The organism is Paracoccus marcusii, from assembly GCF_006151785.1.
Classification (GTDB): Bacteria; Pseudomonadota; Alphaproteobacteria; order Rhodobacterales; family Rhodobacteraceae; genus Paracoccus; species Paracoccus marcusii.
Genome location: NZ_VDDD01000018.1, coordinates 1 through 12,758, shown reverse-complemented (window position 1 = coordinate 12,758; position 12,758 = coordinate 1). Strand labels below are relative to the sequence as shown.

The window sequence follows — 12,758 nt, the reverse complement described above, 5'->3', positions numbered from 1 at the left end:
GCAGATCGTGCAGGAAATCGCCACCCTGCGTCCGAAGGAGACAACCATGCCCGTCAAGAACCGCTTTGCCGAACTGCTGCCCGAAATCACCGCCTGGCGCCGCGATTTCCACGAACATCCCGAACTGCTGTACGACGTCCACCGCACCGCGGGCCGCGTGGCCGACCTGCTGCGCGAATTCGGCTGTGACGAGGTCACCGAGGGCGTGGGCCGCACCGGCGTCGTCGGCGTCATCAAGGGCCGGACCGACAGCAAGGGCCGCGTCGTGGGCCTGCGCGCCGACATGGACGCGCTGCCGATCATCGAGCAGACGGGCGTGGAATATGCGTCAAAGACGCCGGGCAAGATGCATGCATGCGGCCATGACGGCCACACCGCCATGCTGCTGGGTGCGGCCAAGTATCTGGCCGAGACGCGCAATTTCGACGGCACCGCCATCGTGATCTTCCAGCCCGCGGAAGAAGGCGGTGCCGGGGGCGAGGCGATGGTCCTGGACGGTCTGGTCGACCGCTGGAAGATCGACGAGTTCTACGGCATGCACAACATGCCCGGCATGCCGGTGGGCCAGTTCTCGATCCGGCCCGGCGCGATGATGGCGGCGGCCGATCAGTTCGACATCACCGTGACCGGCAAGGGCGGCCATGCCGCAAAGCCGCATGAATGCATCGACACCACCCTGACCGCCGCGCAGATCGTCGTGGCGCTGCAGTCGGTCGTGGCGCGCAACATCGACCCGCTGAAGAACGCGGTGATCTCGGTCTGCGTGGTGTCGACGGATTCGACGGCGCATAACGTGATCCCGCAGGTCGTCCAGCTGAAGGGCACCGCCCGCAGCCTGGCACCCGAGGTCCGCGACCAGCTGGAGGAGGGGATCAAGCGCGTCGCCACCAACATCGCCGCCGCGATGGGCGCACGCGCCGATGTCGATTACCAGCGTGGCTATCCGGTCACCATGAACGACCCGCAGGCGACGGAATGGGCCGCCGACGTGGCCCGCGACATCTCGGGCGGGGTGAACATGGACATGCAGCCGATGATGGGCGGCGAGGATTTCAGCTATATGCTGAACGAACGTCCGGGCGCCTATATCTGGGTCGGCAACGGCGACACGGCGATGGTCCATCACCCGGCCTACAACTTCAACGACGATGCGATCCCGGCGGGCTCCAGCTGGTATGCAGGCATGGTCGAGGCGCGGCTGCCGGCGGCCTGATCCGGGCCGCCTGATGTCGCGGGCGGCCCCCCGCCGTCGCAAACGTGATTGCCCTTCGCGGGCAATGCGTTGAAATGCCGGTGGCGTTCGCGCCATCGGCAAAACGGGGACCCCATATGAAGACCTTCACCCTGCGCGTGACCTGCGCCTCGACCCGCGGCATCGTCGCGGCGATTTCCGGCGCGCTGGCGGATGCGGACTGCAACATCACCGACAGCGCCCAGTTCGACGACGTCGAGACGGGTCGGTTCTTCATGCGGGTCAGCTTCCGCTCCGAAGGGGCCGCGACGCTGGAGAGCCTGCGCGCGATGTTCGCGCCCATCGCCACGCGGTTCGGCATGGAGGTCGAGGTCACCGACGATGCCGTCAAGAAAAAGGTGCTGATCATGGTCAGCCGGTTCGGGCACTGCCTGAACGACCTTCTGTACCGCTGGCGCATCGGTGCCCTGCCGATCGAGATCGTTGGCGTCGTGTCGAACCACCACGAATACCAGAAGGTCGTCGTGAACCACGACATCCCCTTCCACATGATCCGCGTCACGCCCGAGAACAAGGCCGAGGCCGAGGCCCGTCAGATGGAGATCATCGACCAGACCGGAGCCGAACTGATCGTGCTGGCGCGCTATATGCAGGTGCTGTCGGACCGGATGTGCCAGCAGATGTCGGGTCGGATCATCAACATCCACCATTCCTTCCTGCCCAGCTTCAAGGGGGCGAACCCCTACAAGCAGGCCTATGAGCGGGGCGTCAAGCTGATCGGCGCGACCAGCCATTACGTCACCGCCGACCTGGACGAAGGCCCGATCATCGAACAGGACACGGTCCGCGTGACCCATGCCCAGTCCCCCGGCGACTATGTCTCCCTTGGCCGCGACGTCGAGGCGCAGGTGCTGGCCCGCGCGGTCCATGCCCATATCCACGGCCGGGTCTTCCTGAACGCTGCCAAGACGGTGGTCTTCCCGCCGTCGCCCGGCAGCTATGCCAGCGAGCGGATGGGTTAACGCACCGCCTCGAACTCGGCCGCATCGGCGTCGCGCTGATCCTGGACGGCCTGGTTTGCACTGTCGCGCGCGGCCTCCAGCGTGCTGCGGATTTCTGCCGCGCGGGCGTCATGGGCGTCATGCGCGGCCGTCAGCGCGGCGCGCAGCGCGGCCTGCTGGTCGGGGGTCAGATCCTGGTCGCGTGACCAGGCACGCACCCGGTTGCTCTCGCGCAGCGAACGACCGCCGATGCAGTTGTCCAGCCGCAGCAGCGCACCTCCGGCGGCGTTGGAATTGCGCAGCTGGGTCATCGACGCCTGGTTGTTGGTTCTCAGCATCTCAAAGCTGTTGGCGTTCCAGCGACGCCTTTCCTCGATCTCGCGCGCCAGCTCGTTTTGCGTGGTGATGGGGGTGAACAGGCCGCCCCCGGCCTGGGCCACGGCCTCCAGCTGGGCGCGTTCGTCGGCGGGCAGGTCCAGCCCCAGGATGTTGACGACGGCGCGGATGTCGCCGTCATGCAGGGCGCGGGCCTGTTCCACCGGATCGCCGCCGCAGGTCTCCTCTCCGTCCGACACGACATAGACGACCTGTTCGCCCGCCGTGTCTGACGGCGCCAGCTGCGTCCCGGCGGCGGCCAGCGCATCCGCCAAGGGCGTCCAGCCCGCCGGTTCCAGCGCCTGCGCCGCGGCCTTCAGCGCCGTGGTATCGTCGGTGGCGGGCACCAGGGTCTCGACTCCCGCACAGCTTTCGGCGCGACCGGCATCATCGTTCGTGCCCCGATGGCCAAAGGCCACCAGGCTGGCGGTCACGTCATCAGGCAGGTCGTCCAACAGGGCATCGACCGCCTGCCGTGCCGCCGCCATCTTGGTGTCGCTGCCAAGCGCACCCGCCATCGACCCGGATGCGTCGAAGGCCACCACAAGTCGCCGCAGGGGCACCGGGGCGTCCGTCGCACCACGGAAATCGGCATCGCGCTGGTCGTCGCGCATCTGTGGCATGTCGGTGAAGCAGGCGTCGATATCCTCGCCCCGGTCCTGCAGGAAGCGCGCCAGCAGCGCGTCGGCGTCCTGGGCCAGGGCAGGGGCGGTGGACAGCAGCAGGGCGATCAGGGCAAACAGGCGCATCAGGCGGCCTCCGGTATCGGTTGCGCACAGTATCGCCGGGGTCGCGGCCGGATGTCATCACCGCGGCCAGGCCTGCGCGGGATGTCGCCGGAACGACGAACGCCCCGGCCGTTTCGGACCGGGGCGCGCAGGGTGTGGGTCAGGGCCGCTTACTGCGGGATCTGGGCGGTGATGCCTTCGACGTAGAAGTTCATCGACTGCAGGTCAGCATCGCTGGCGGTCTCTCCCTCGGCCAGCCAGACGGTGCCGTCGGCCTTGTTCAGCGGCCCGGTGAAGGGGTGGTATTCGCCCGCGCCGATGGCGTCGCGCAGGGCCTCGGCCTCTGCCTTGACCTCGGCGGGGACGGCGTCGGTGATCTCTCCGATCACGACCTCTCCGTCACCGATGCCCGCCCAGCTGGACCCGCTTTCCCAGGTGCCGTCCAGCACCGCGCCGACGCGCTTGATGTAATAGGGCGACCATTCATCAATGATCGAGGCCACCCGCGGGCTGGGCTTGAACGCCGCCATGTCGCTGGCCTGACCGAAGCCGATGGCGCCGGCCTGCTGGGCCTGGGCCAGGGGCGCGGTCGAATCGGTGTGCTGCAGGATCACGTCCACGCCCTCGGCCAACAGCGCCGACGCGGCCTCGGCCTCCTTGGCGGGGTCGAACCAGCTGTAGGCCCAGACGACGCGCATCTCCACATCCGGGTTCACCTTGCGGGCATGGATGAAGCTGGAGTTGATGCCCTGGATCACCTCGGGGATCGGGAAGGACCCGATATAGCCGATCTTGTTCGATTCCGTCATGCGGCCCGCGATGGTGCCGATGACCGCCCGACCCTCGTAGAAGCGCGCGTCATAGGTCGCGACGTTCTCGGCGGTCTTGTAGCCGGTGGCATGTTCGAACTTGATGTCGGGAAACTTGGCCGCAACGTTCATCACCGGGTCCATGAAGCCGAAGCTGGTCGCGAAGATCAGCTCGTTCCCGGCCAGGGCCAGCTGGGTCAGGGCGCGTTCGGCGTCAGCGCCTTCCGGCACGCTCTCGATGAAGGTGGTCTCGACGCGGTCGCCGAACTCGCCCTCGACGGCCTGGCGGGCCAGGTCGTGCTGATAGGTCCAGCCGCCGTCACCCACGGGGCCCACATAGATGAAGCCGACCTTCAGCGGCTCGTCCTGGGCCATGGCCGGGGCGGCCATCGCGGTCATCAGGGCGGCGGCCGTGGCCAGAAGATGTCTGCGGTTCATGGTATCCCTCTTGGTTGGTATGGCCGCGGTTCTACCGCAGCGCGTGGAAGTTGGTCCCAAGCGAGCCGGGGGCAGCCGCCCCCGCGCGCCGCGAGTATTTCTGCCGGGCCGAGATGGCCACCAGCACGATGATGGTCGCCAGATAGGGCGCCATCGACAGCAGCTGCACCGGCACCTGCACGCCCGCCGCCTGCAGGCGCAGCTGCAGCACGGTAACGCCGCCGAAAAGCCAGGCCCCCGCCAGGACCCCCGCCGCCGTCCAGTTCGAGAAGACCACGATCGCCAGCGCGATCCAGCCCGCCCCGGCGGTCATCCCCTCGGTCCATTGCAGGACCGTCGCGATCGATATGAACGCCCCGCCGATCCCCGCCATCGCGCCGCCAAAGGCGATGGCCGCCAGACGGGTCAGGCGCACGTCATAGCCCAGGGCGTGGGCGGCCTCGTGGTTCTCTCCGACGCCGCGCAGGACCAGGCCGCGCCGGGTGCGGTTCAGGAACCACCAGACGACCGGCACCATCGCCAGCCCCAGCCACACGATCCAGTTGATGCGCAGCGGCCCGATCGGCATGGGCGGCGCCTTGACCCCTTCGAACGGCTTGCCGAACATCGCGGCCAGGCCCAGGCCGAACAGGGTCAGCGCCAGGCCCGATGCGACCTGGTTGGCCAGGAACAGCTGCGTCAGCGCCGCGAACAGCAGCGATATGGCCGCCCCCGCCACGGCCGCGACCAGAAACCCCAGAAACGGATTGCCGCTGGCATAGGCGGCGGCGAAACCGGCCAGTGCGCCGGTGATCATCATCCCCTCGACCCCCAGGTTCAGGACGCCCGCGCGTTCCACGACCAGTTCGCCCAGGGCGGCGAACAGGATCGGGGTCGAGGCCGAGATCAGCAGCAGGAAGACGGACAGGGGGTCGATCATGCGGTGCGCCTTCTGCGGATCTGATAGCGGGTCAGGACGTCGAAGCCCAACAGGAAGAACAGCAGCATCCCCTGGAACACCTGCACGGTCGCGGCGGGCAGCGACATGGTCAGCTGAGCCAGTTCGCCCCCGATATAGGTCAGCGCCAGCAGCAGTCCCGCCAGCAGGATGCCCACCGGGTGCAGCCGTCCCAGGAACGCCACGATGATCGCGGTGAAGCCGTATCCGACGCCCAGCTTGTCGGTGATCTGGCCCGCGGGGCCCGCGACCTCGAACAGGCCCGCGGCACCGGCCAGCGCGCCCGACAGGCCCAGGCAGAACGCGACCAGCGTCTGCGGCCGCACGCCCGCGAATCGCGCGGCGCGGGGCGCAGTGCCGGCGGCGCGGATGTGGAACCCGCGGATGTGGCGGCTCATCAGGAACCACGTGGCCAGGACCGCGGCGGCGGCGGCCACGACGCCCCAATGCGCGCCAGTTCCGGCGATCAGCTCGGGGTTCGCGGCCGAGGGGTATTGCTGCAGGTTGCGCGATCCGGGAAAGCCCATGCCCTGCGGGTTGCGCATCGGGCCGAACGCCATCCATGCAGCGATCCGCTGCGCGACATAGACCAGCATCAGCGACACCAGGATTTCCGATGCGCCGAACCAGTTCCTGAGCATCGCGGGGATCATGCCCCAGGCCCAGCCCCCGGCCAGTCCGGCCGCGACCATCAGCGGAAACAGCCACCACGCCTCCAGCGGGTAAAGCGCCAAGGCGACCGCGGCGCCGGTGATGCCGCCGATGATGTACTGCCCCTCGGCCCCGATGTTCCAGATGCCGGCGCGAAAGCCGATGGCCAGCCCGGAGGCGATCAGGATCAGCGGCGCGGCCTTGATCAGCAGCTGCGGCCGGGAATAGCCGGCGGCAGGGCCGAACAGCGGGTCCCAGAAGATCGTGCGGATCGCCGCGACCGGGTCATGCCCCAGCATCGCGAACAGCAGCCCGCCGGCGATCATCGTGGCCAGCACGGCCATGACCGGCGTCGCGACCTGCCAGCCGGTCGAGGCGCTTTGGCGCGGGATCAGCGTGATCATAGATGCGCCTCTTCCATGCCGTGCGCGCCGCCCAGCATCAGGCCGATGCGGTCCAGCGTCAGGCCGTCGGTGGGGACGGGGGGCGACAGGCGGCCTTCGTTCAGGGCGCAGAAACGGTCGGACAGTTCCAAAAGCTCATCCAGATCCTGAGAGATGACGATGACGCCCGCACCCTGGCGGGCCAGGTCCAGCAGCGATTGCCGCACACTGGCTGCCGCTCCCGCATCCACGCCCCAGGTGGGCTGGTTCACGACCAGCACGCGCGGGTTCTGCATGACCTCTCGGCCGATGACGAATTTCTGCAGGTTGCCGCCGGACAGGGCGCGGGCCGCGACATGGGGCCCGGGGGTGCGGACGTCGAACCCGTCGATCACCGCCAGCGCATAGTCGCGCGCGGCCTTGTGGTCGATCAGCCCGCCGCGGACCAGGGACTTGCGGCTGCCCGCGGTCAGCAGCGTGTTCTCGGTCAGGCTGAAATCGGGGACGGCGGCATGGCCCAGCCGGTCCTCGGGCGCGCTGAGCAGGCCCTTGACGCGGCGCGGTTCGGGGCCGGCGGGGGACAGGTCCGCGCCATCCAGCGTGACCGTGCCCGGCGCGCTGCGCACCTCGCCCGACAGGGCGGCCAACAGCTCCTCCTGGCCGTTGCCGGCGACGCCGCCGATGCCCAGGATCTCTCCGGCCCGCAGGGTCAGGGCGATGTCCTTCAGCGCGGTGCCCTCGGCATTGGGGGCGGGCTGGGACAGGGCGCGCACCTCCAGCAGGACGGCGCCGGGCTGGCGACCACTGCGGTCGATCTGGCGCATCTGGCCGCCGACCATCATCGCGGCCAGGTCGCGGGCGGAATGGGCGCGGGGATCGCAGCTGTCGACGACCTTGCCGTGCCGCAGGATCGTGGCGCGGTCGCAATGGCTGCGGATCTCGTCCAGCTTGTGGCTGATGTACAGGATCGCGGTGCCTTGCGCCGCCAGCTTGCGCAGGGTCGCGAACAGCAGCTCGGCCTCCTGCGGGGTCAGCACGCTGGTCGGCTCGTCCATGATCAACAGGCGCGGGTTCTGCAGCAGGCAGCGGATGATCTCGACCCGCTGGCGTTCGCCGGCCGACAGGGTGACGATGCGCCGCGCGGGGTTCAGCGGCAGGCCGAAATCATGGCTGACCTTGGTGATGCGCGCCGACAGTTCGCGCCGCGGCGGCGGATTCTCCATCCCCAGGGCGATGTTTTCGGCGACCGTCAGCGCGTCGAACAGGCTGAAATGCTGGAACACCATCGCGACGCCCGCTGCTCGCGCCGCCCGCGGATCGGAGGGCGCATGAGCGCCGTCGCCCAGCCACATCTGCCCGTCATCGGGACGCACCAGCCCATAGATCATCTTGACCAGCGTCGACTTGCCCGCGCCGTTCTCGCCCAGCAGGGCGTGGATCTCTCCGGGCATGACGTGGAACGACACGTCGTCATTGGCGCGGACGCCGGGATAGGACTTGCCCAGACCCCTGGCGCGGAACACGGGCATGTCGGTCAATTCTGTCCCCTTGGTCAAATTCCTGACCTGCTTAGACCGCAATTCGGCAGCCGCGCAATTGCACTGTTTGGTCACGCTGCGATACTGTCCCGATCATGGCCGCAAAATCCCCCCGATTCATCCATCTTCGCACACATTCCGAGCATTCGCTGCTGGAAGGTGCCATTCCCGTAGGCAAATTGCCAAGCCTTGCCTTCGAGGCGGGCATGCCGGCGGTCGCGCTGACCGACACGAACAACATGTTCGCCGCGCTGGAATTCAGCGTGAAGGCCCGCGACAAGGGCATCCAGCCCATTATCGGCTGTCAGGTGACACTGATGGCCGAGGCCACCGGGCCGGTCGTCCTTCTGGCACAGAACCAGGCGGGGTGGATGAACCTGATGGCGCTGTCCACCTGCCTCTATCTGCGCGAGGGCGGGGCGCTGCCGCATGTGACGGTCGACGAGCTGTGCGCCAAGGCCGAAGGGCTGATCTGCCTGACCGGGGGCGCGACGGGTCCCTTGGGCCTGCTGATCGCGCAGGGCCAGATGCCCAAGGCCGAGGCGCTGGCCGACCGGCTGGCGGCGTCCTTCGGCGACCGGCTCTATGTCGAACTGCAGCGCCATCCCGGCGAGAACGGCCAGCTGATGGCCGCCGAGGCCGCGTCCGAGGGCGGTCTGGTCGATCTGGCCTATGCTAAGGGTCTGCCGCTGGTGGCGACGAACGATGTCTATTTCCCCAAGACCACCATGTACGAGGCGCATGACGCGCTGATCTGCATCGCCGAGAAAGCCTATGTCGACCAGTCCCAGCCCCGTCGCCGCCTGACGCCCCAGCATTACTTCAAGTCCGCCGAAGAGATGGCGGTCCTGTTCGCCGACCTGCCCGAGGCGATCGAGAACACCGTCGAGATCGCCCGCCGCTGCGCCTTTGCGGTGTCCAAGCACGCGCCGATCCTGCCCAGGTTCGCCGATGACGAGGTGACCGAACTGCGTCGCCAGGCCCATGCCGGCCTGGCCGAGCGGCTGAAGGTCATTCCCCACGCGGTCACGGTCGAGGAATACACCGCGCGCCTGGATTTCGAACTGGGCATCATCGAGCAGATGGGTTTTCCCGGCTACTTCCTGATCGTGGCCGATTTCATCCACTGGGCCAAGGAACAGGGCATCCCGGTCGGACCAGGCCGCGGGTCGGGCGCCGGGTCGCTGGTCGCCTATGCGCTGACCATCACCGACCTTGATCCGCTGCGCTACAACCTGCTGTTCGAGCGGTTCCTGAACCCCGAACGGGTCAGCATGCCGGATTTCGACATCGACTTCTGCATGGACCGCCGCGAGGAGGTGATCCGTTACGTGCAGGGCAAGTACGGGGCCGACAAGGTGGGCCAGATCATCACCTTCGGCGCGCTTCTGTCCAAGGCTGCGGTGCGCGACGTGGGCCGCGTGCTGCAGCTGCCCTTCGGCCAGGTGGACCGCCTGTCCAAGATGATCCCGGTCGAGGGCGTGAAACCCGTCAGCATCGCCAAGGCCCGCGCCGACGAGCCGCGCCTGCGCGAGGCCGCGCGCGAGGAGGTGGTGGCCCGCCTGCTGGATTACGCCGAACAGCTGGAGGGGCTTTATCGCAACGCCTCGACCCACGCGGCGGGGGTGGTGATCGGCGATCGGCCGCTGGACCAGCTGGTGCCGCTCTATCGCGATCCGGCGTCCGACATGCCCGCGACCCAGTTCAACATGAAATGGGTCGAGCAGGCCGGCCTGGTCAAGTTCGACTTCCTGGGCCTTAAGACGCTGACGGTGATCCAGAATGCGGTCGACCTGATCAACGGGCAGGGCCGTCCGCTGCACATCGCCGCCGACGGGCGGCAGTTGTACGACCCCGCGCCGGGGACGGAAAACCAGATCAACCTGATCCCGCTGGACGACAAGGCCAGCTATGATTTGTTCGCCAGCGCGCGCACGGTCGCGGTGTTCCAGGTGGAATCCAGCGGCATGATGGACGCCCTGCGCCGCATGAAACCCACCTGCATCGAGGACATCGTGGCGCTGGTGGCGCTGTACCGTCCCGGCCCGATGGAGAACATCCCGACCTATTGCGAGGTCAAGAACGGCCTGCGCGACCTAGAATCGATCCACCCGACCATCGACGACATCCTGGCCGAGACCCAGGGCATCATCGTCTATCAGGAGCAGGTGATGCAGATCGCCCAGGTCATGGCGGGCTATTCGCTGGGCGGCGCCGACCTGCTGCGCCGGGCGATGGGCAAGAAGATCGCCGCGGAGATGGCCAAGGAGCGGCCCAAGTTCGTCAAGGGCGCGGTCGCCAACGGCGTGCCCGACAAGAAGGCCGGAGAGGTCTTCGACCTGCTGGAAAAGTTCGCCAACTACGGCTTCAACAAGTCGCACGCGGCCGCCTATGCCGTGGTCAGCTATCAGACCGCGTGGCTGAAGGCGAACCACCCGGTCGAATTCATGGCCGCGGTGATGAACTGCGACATCCACCTGACCGACAAGCTGGCCGTCTACAAACGCGAATGCGATCGGATGGGGATCGAGATCGTGCCGCCCTGCGTCAACCGCTCGGCGCCGACCTTCACCGTGGGGCCGGGGCGCATCCACTATGCCCTGGGCGCGCTGAAGGGCGTGGGCCTGGAGGCGATGCGCCTGATCCACGATGCGCGCGCGGACCAGCCGTTCCGCGACATCCACGACCTGGCACGGCGCACCGACATGAAGCGGGTGGGCAAGCGCCCGCTGGAGATGCTGGCCCGCGCCGGCGCCTTCGACGGACTGGACGACAACCGCGCCCGGGTGATGAAGTCCCTGGACGGGTTGGTCGCCTGGTCGGCGGCGGTCCAGAGCCAGGCCGCCTCCAGCCAGACGTCGCTGTTCGGGGGCGGAGAGGATCTGCCGCCGCCGCGTGCCCCCCTGTCGGGCATCTGGCTGCCGACCGAGAAGCTGGGAGAGGAGCACAAGGCCGTCGGATTCTATCTGTCCGGGCATCCGCTGGACGACTATCTGCCGGCCCTGCGCCGCAAGAAGGTGATGACCCTGGCCGAGATCAGCCAGGACGCGCTGAACGGCCCGCTGGTCGCCCAGATCGCGGGCACGGTCGCCGCGCGGATGGAGCGCAAGTCCGCCAAGGGCACTGCCTATGCCTTCGTCAGCCTGTCGGACCCCACGGGCCTGTATGAGGTCACGGTGTTCTCGGACCTGCTGACCGCAAGCCGCGACAAGCTGGAACCGGGCGCCAGCGTCGTGCTGCAGGTCAAGGTCGAGCCGTCGGGCGATCAGGTCAAGATGCTGGCCAATTCGGTCACCGCGCTGGAGGACGCCGTGGCCGACGCGGGTGCAGGCTGCCTTGCGGTCGAGATGCAGGGCGCCGACACGATCCCGCGCCTGGTCGAGGTGCTGACCCGCATCCGCACCGACATCATCGTGCCGCCCCGGTCGCGCGGCCCGATCCGCCTGCGCATCCGAGAGGGCGACGAGATCATCGAGATCGAGGTCGCCAACGACGCCCCCCTGACCACCCCCGCGCGCCAGGCGCTGCGCGCGGTGCCCGGCGTGCTGGACGTGGTCGAGGAGTGAGCCGGGCGTCTTCGTCGCTCGAATACCCATGGCCCGCCGCGGCATGCCCCTAGCCAGATGTTCGCGCTTCGTGCTAGCAATTGGAAAAAAGAGGGCAGCATGAAGGTCTTGGGTATCGATCCCGGTTTGCGGAACATGGGCTGGGGGATGATCGAGGTGGACGGATCGCGCATCCGTCACATCGCCAACGGCACCATCCATTCGGACTGCGCGCAGGATCTGGGCGCGCGGCTGTCGGTTCTGTTCCGGGGCCTGTGCGCGGTCATCGCGACCCATGCCCCCGACGAGGCCGCGGTCGAGCAGACCTTCGTCAACAAGGACGCGACCGGGACGTTGAAGCTGGGGCAGGCGCGGGGCGTGGCCCTGCTGGCGCCAGCCGAGGCCGGGATATCGGTCGGGGAATACGCGCCCAACGCGGTCAAGAAGACCGTCGTGGGCGTGGGTCACGCGGGCAAGGAGCAGGTCCAGCACATGGTGCGCATCCAGCTGCCCGGGGCGGTCTTCGACAGCGCGGACGCGGCGGATGCACTGGCCATCGCCATCTGTCACGCCCGTCATCTGCAGGGACGGTCGCTGCGGGTCGCCACGCCCAAGCGGGGCGCGGCATGATCGGGCGGATCGCGGGGGTCATCCTGCACCGGGCGCGCGATCACATGCTGATCGACGTGCGGGGCGTGGGATACATCGTGCATGTCAGCGAACGGACGGCGGCGGGGCTGCCGCCGGTGGGGCAGGCGGCGGCGCTGTATACCGAGCTGGTGGTGCGCGAGGATCTTTTGCAGCTGTTCGGATTTCCGACCATGCTGGACAAGGAGTGGCACCGGCTGCTGACGTCGGTCCAGGGGGTCGGTGCCAAGGTGTCGCTGGCGATCCTGAGCACGCTGGGCCCCGAGGGGCTGGGCCGGGCGATCGCGCTGGGGGACTGGGCGTCGGTTCGCAAGGCGAACGGGGTCGGTCCTAAGCTGGCGCAGCGGATCGTGCTGGAACTGAAGGACAAGGCGCCGTCGGTCATGGCCCTGGGCGGCGCGCTGACCATCGATGCGGGGGACGTTGCCGCGGGCGGTCATGCGGAGGAGCCGGGCGTCGAGCCCGGCCCCTCCGCGGCATCCGCGCGCGGTCGCGCCGATGCCCCCGGCCCCG

General features: G+C 68.2%; 10 protein-coding genes. 5 read left to right on the top strand and 5 right to left on the bottom strand.

Going from position 1 to position 12,758, the window contains the following annotated elements; translation table 11 throughout:
- Nucleotides 1–46 precede the first annotated feature (46 nt).
- Complete coding sequence (locus FHD68_RS04735) at nucleotides 47–1,213, top strand: M20 aminoacylase family protein (RefSeq protein WP_045981468.1); 1,167 nt, start codon at nucleotides 47–49, stop codon at nucleotides 1,211–1,213.
- A gap of 116 nt (nucleotides 1,214–1,329) precedes the next feature.
- The gene (gene purU, locus FHD68_RS04730) at nucleotides 1,330–2,214 is read left to right on the top strand and encodes a formyltetrahydrofolate deformylase (RefSeq protein WP_127899112.1); all 885 of its coding nucleotides are present in this window, start codon (nucleotides 1,330–1,332) and stop codon (nucleotides 2,212–2,214) included.
- On the opposite strand, the gene FHD68_RS04725 is transcribed toward purU, so the two are convergent.
- From FHD68_RS04725 to FHD68_RS04705, 5 genes are all read right to left on the bottom strand, one after another.
- Nucleotides 2,211–3,317 carry a vWA domain-containing protein gene (locus FHD68_RS04725; RefSeq protein WP_127899111.1) on the bottom strand — a complete coding sequence of 369 codons (1,107 nt, stop codon included), beginning with the start codon at nucleotides 3,315–3,317 and terminating at the stop codon, nucleotides 2,211–2,213. The two genes, purU and FHD68_RS04725, sit on opposite strands and share 4 nt — an antisense overlap.
- A 149-nt stretch (nucleotides 3,318–3,466) precedes the next feature.
- A complete protein-coding gene (locus FHD68_RS04720) occupies nucleotides 3,467–4,543 on the bottom strand; it encodes a BMP family ABC transporter substrate-binding protein (protein ID WP_127899110.1) in 1,077 nt (358 codons plus the stop codon).
- A gap of 31 nt (nucleotides 4,544–4,574) precedes the next feature.
- On the bottom strand, nucleotides 4,575–5,462 hold the full coding sequence (locus FHD68_RS04715; RefSeq protein WP_045981450.1) for an ABC transporter permease: 888 nt from the start codon (nucleotides 5,460–5,462) through the stop codon (nucleotides 4,575–4,577).
- Nucleotides 5,459–6,535: an ABC transporter permease gene (locus tag FHD68_RS04710; protein ID WP_046001368.1), complete on the bottom strand. Its 1,077-nt coding sequence runs from the start codon at nucleotides 6,533–6,535 to the stop codon at nucleotides 5,459–5,461. The genes FHD68_RS04715 and FHD68_RS04710 overlap by 4 nt, the downstream gene beginning before the upstream one ends.
- On the bottom strand, nucleotides 6,532–8,043 hold the full coding sequence (locus FHD68_RS04705) for an ABC transporter ATP-binding protein (RefSeq protein ID WP_205963222.1): 1,512 nt from the start codon (nucleotides 8,041–8,043) through the stop codon (nucleotides 6,532–6,534). Before FHD68_RS04705 ends, FHD68_RS04710 begins: the two co-directional genes overlap by 4 nt.
- A gap of 104 nt (nucleotides 8,044–8,147) precedes the next feature.
- On the opposite strand from FHD68_RS04705, the gene dnaE reads away from it, so the two are divergent.
- From dnaE to ruvA, 3 genes are all read left to right on the top strand, one after another.
- Nucleotides 8,148–11,618 carry a DNA polymerase III subunit alpha gene (dnaE, locus tag FHD68_RS04700; protein WP_046001370.1) on the top strand — a complete coding sequence of 1,157 codons (3,471 nt, stop codon included), beginning with the start codon at nucleotides 8,148–8,150 and terminating at the stop codon, nucleotides 11,616–11,618.
- A 99-nt stretch (nucleotides 11,619–11,717) separates the two neighbouring features.
- Nucleotides 11,718–12,227 carry a crossover junction endodeoxyribonuclease RuvC gene (gene ruvC / locus FHD68_RS04695; protein WP_127899108.1) on the top strand — a complete coding sequence of 170 codons (510 nt, stop codon included), beginning with the start codon at nucleotides 11,718–11,720 and terminating at the stop codon, nucleotides 12,225–12,227.
- Nucleotides 12,224–12,758: Holliday junction branch migration protein RuvA (ruvA, locus tag FHD68_RS04690; RefSeq protein ID WP_139085321.1), on the top strand; the 535-nt coding region annotated here is incomplete at its 3' end. The genes ruvC and ruvA, both read left to right, overlap by 4 nt.

Bases quoted from the DNA above. Each gene is read 5' to 3' on its own strand.
- FHD68_RS04735 (WP_045981468.1), top strand. From the start codon at position 47: ATGCCCGTCAAGAACCGCTTTGCCGAACTGCTGCCCGAAATCACCGCC.
- purU (WP_127899112.1), top strand. From the start codon at position 1,330: ATGAAGACCTTCACCCTGCGCGTGACCTGCGCCTCGACCCGCGGCATC.
- FHD68_RS04725 (WP_127899111.1), bottom strand. From the start codon at position 3,317: ATGCGCCTGTTTGCCCTGATCGCCCTGCTGCTGTCCACCGCCCCTGCC.
- FHD68_RS04720 (WP_127899110.1), bottom strand. From the start codon at position 4,543: ATGAACCGCAGACATCTTCTGGCCACGGCCGCCGCCCTGATGACCGCG.
- FHD68_RS04715 (WP_045981450.1), bottom strand. From the start codon at position 5,462: ATGATCGACCCCCTGTCCGTCTTCCTGCTGCTGATCTCGGCCTCGACC.
- FHD68_RS04710 (WP_046001368.1), bottom strand. From the start codon at position 6,535: ATGATCACGCTGATCCCGCGCCAAAGCGCCTCGACCGGCTGGCAGGTC.
- FHD68_RS04705 (WP_205963222.1), bottom strand. From the start codon at position 8,043: ATGCCCGTGTTCCGCGCCAGGGGTCTGGGCAAGTCCTATCCCGGCGTC.
- dnaE (WP_046001370.1), top strand. From the start codon at position 8,148: ATGGCCGCAAAATCCCCCCGATTCATCCATCTTCGCACACATTCCGAG.
- ruvC (WP_127899108.1), top strand. From the start codon at position 11,718: ATGAAGGTCTTGGGTATCGATCCCGGTTTGCGGAACATGGGCTGGGGG.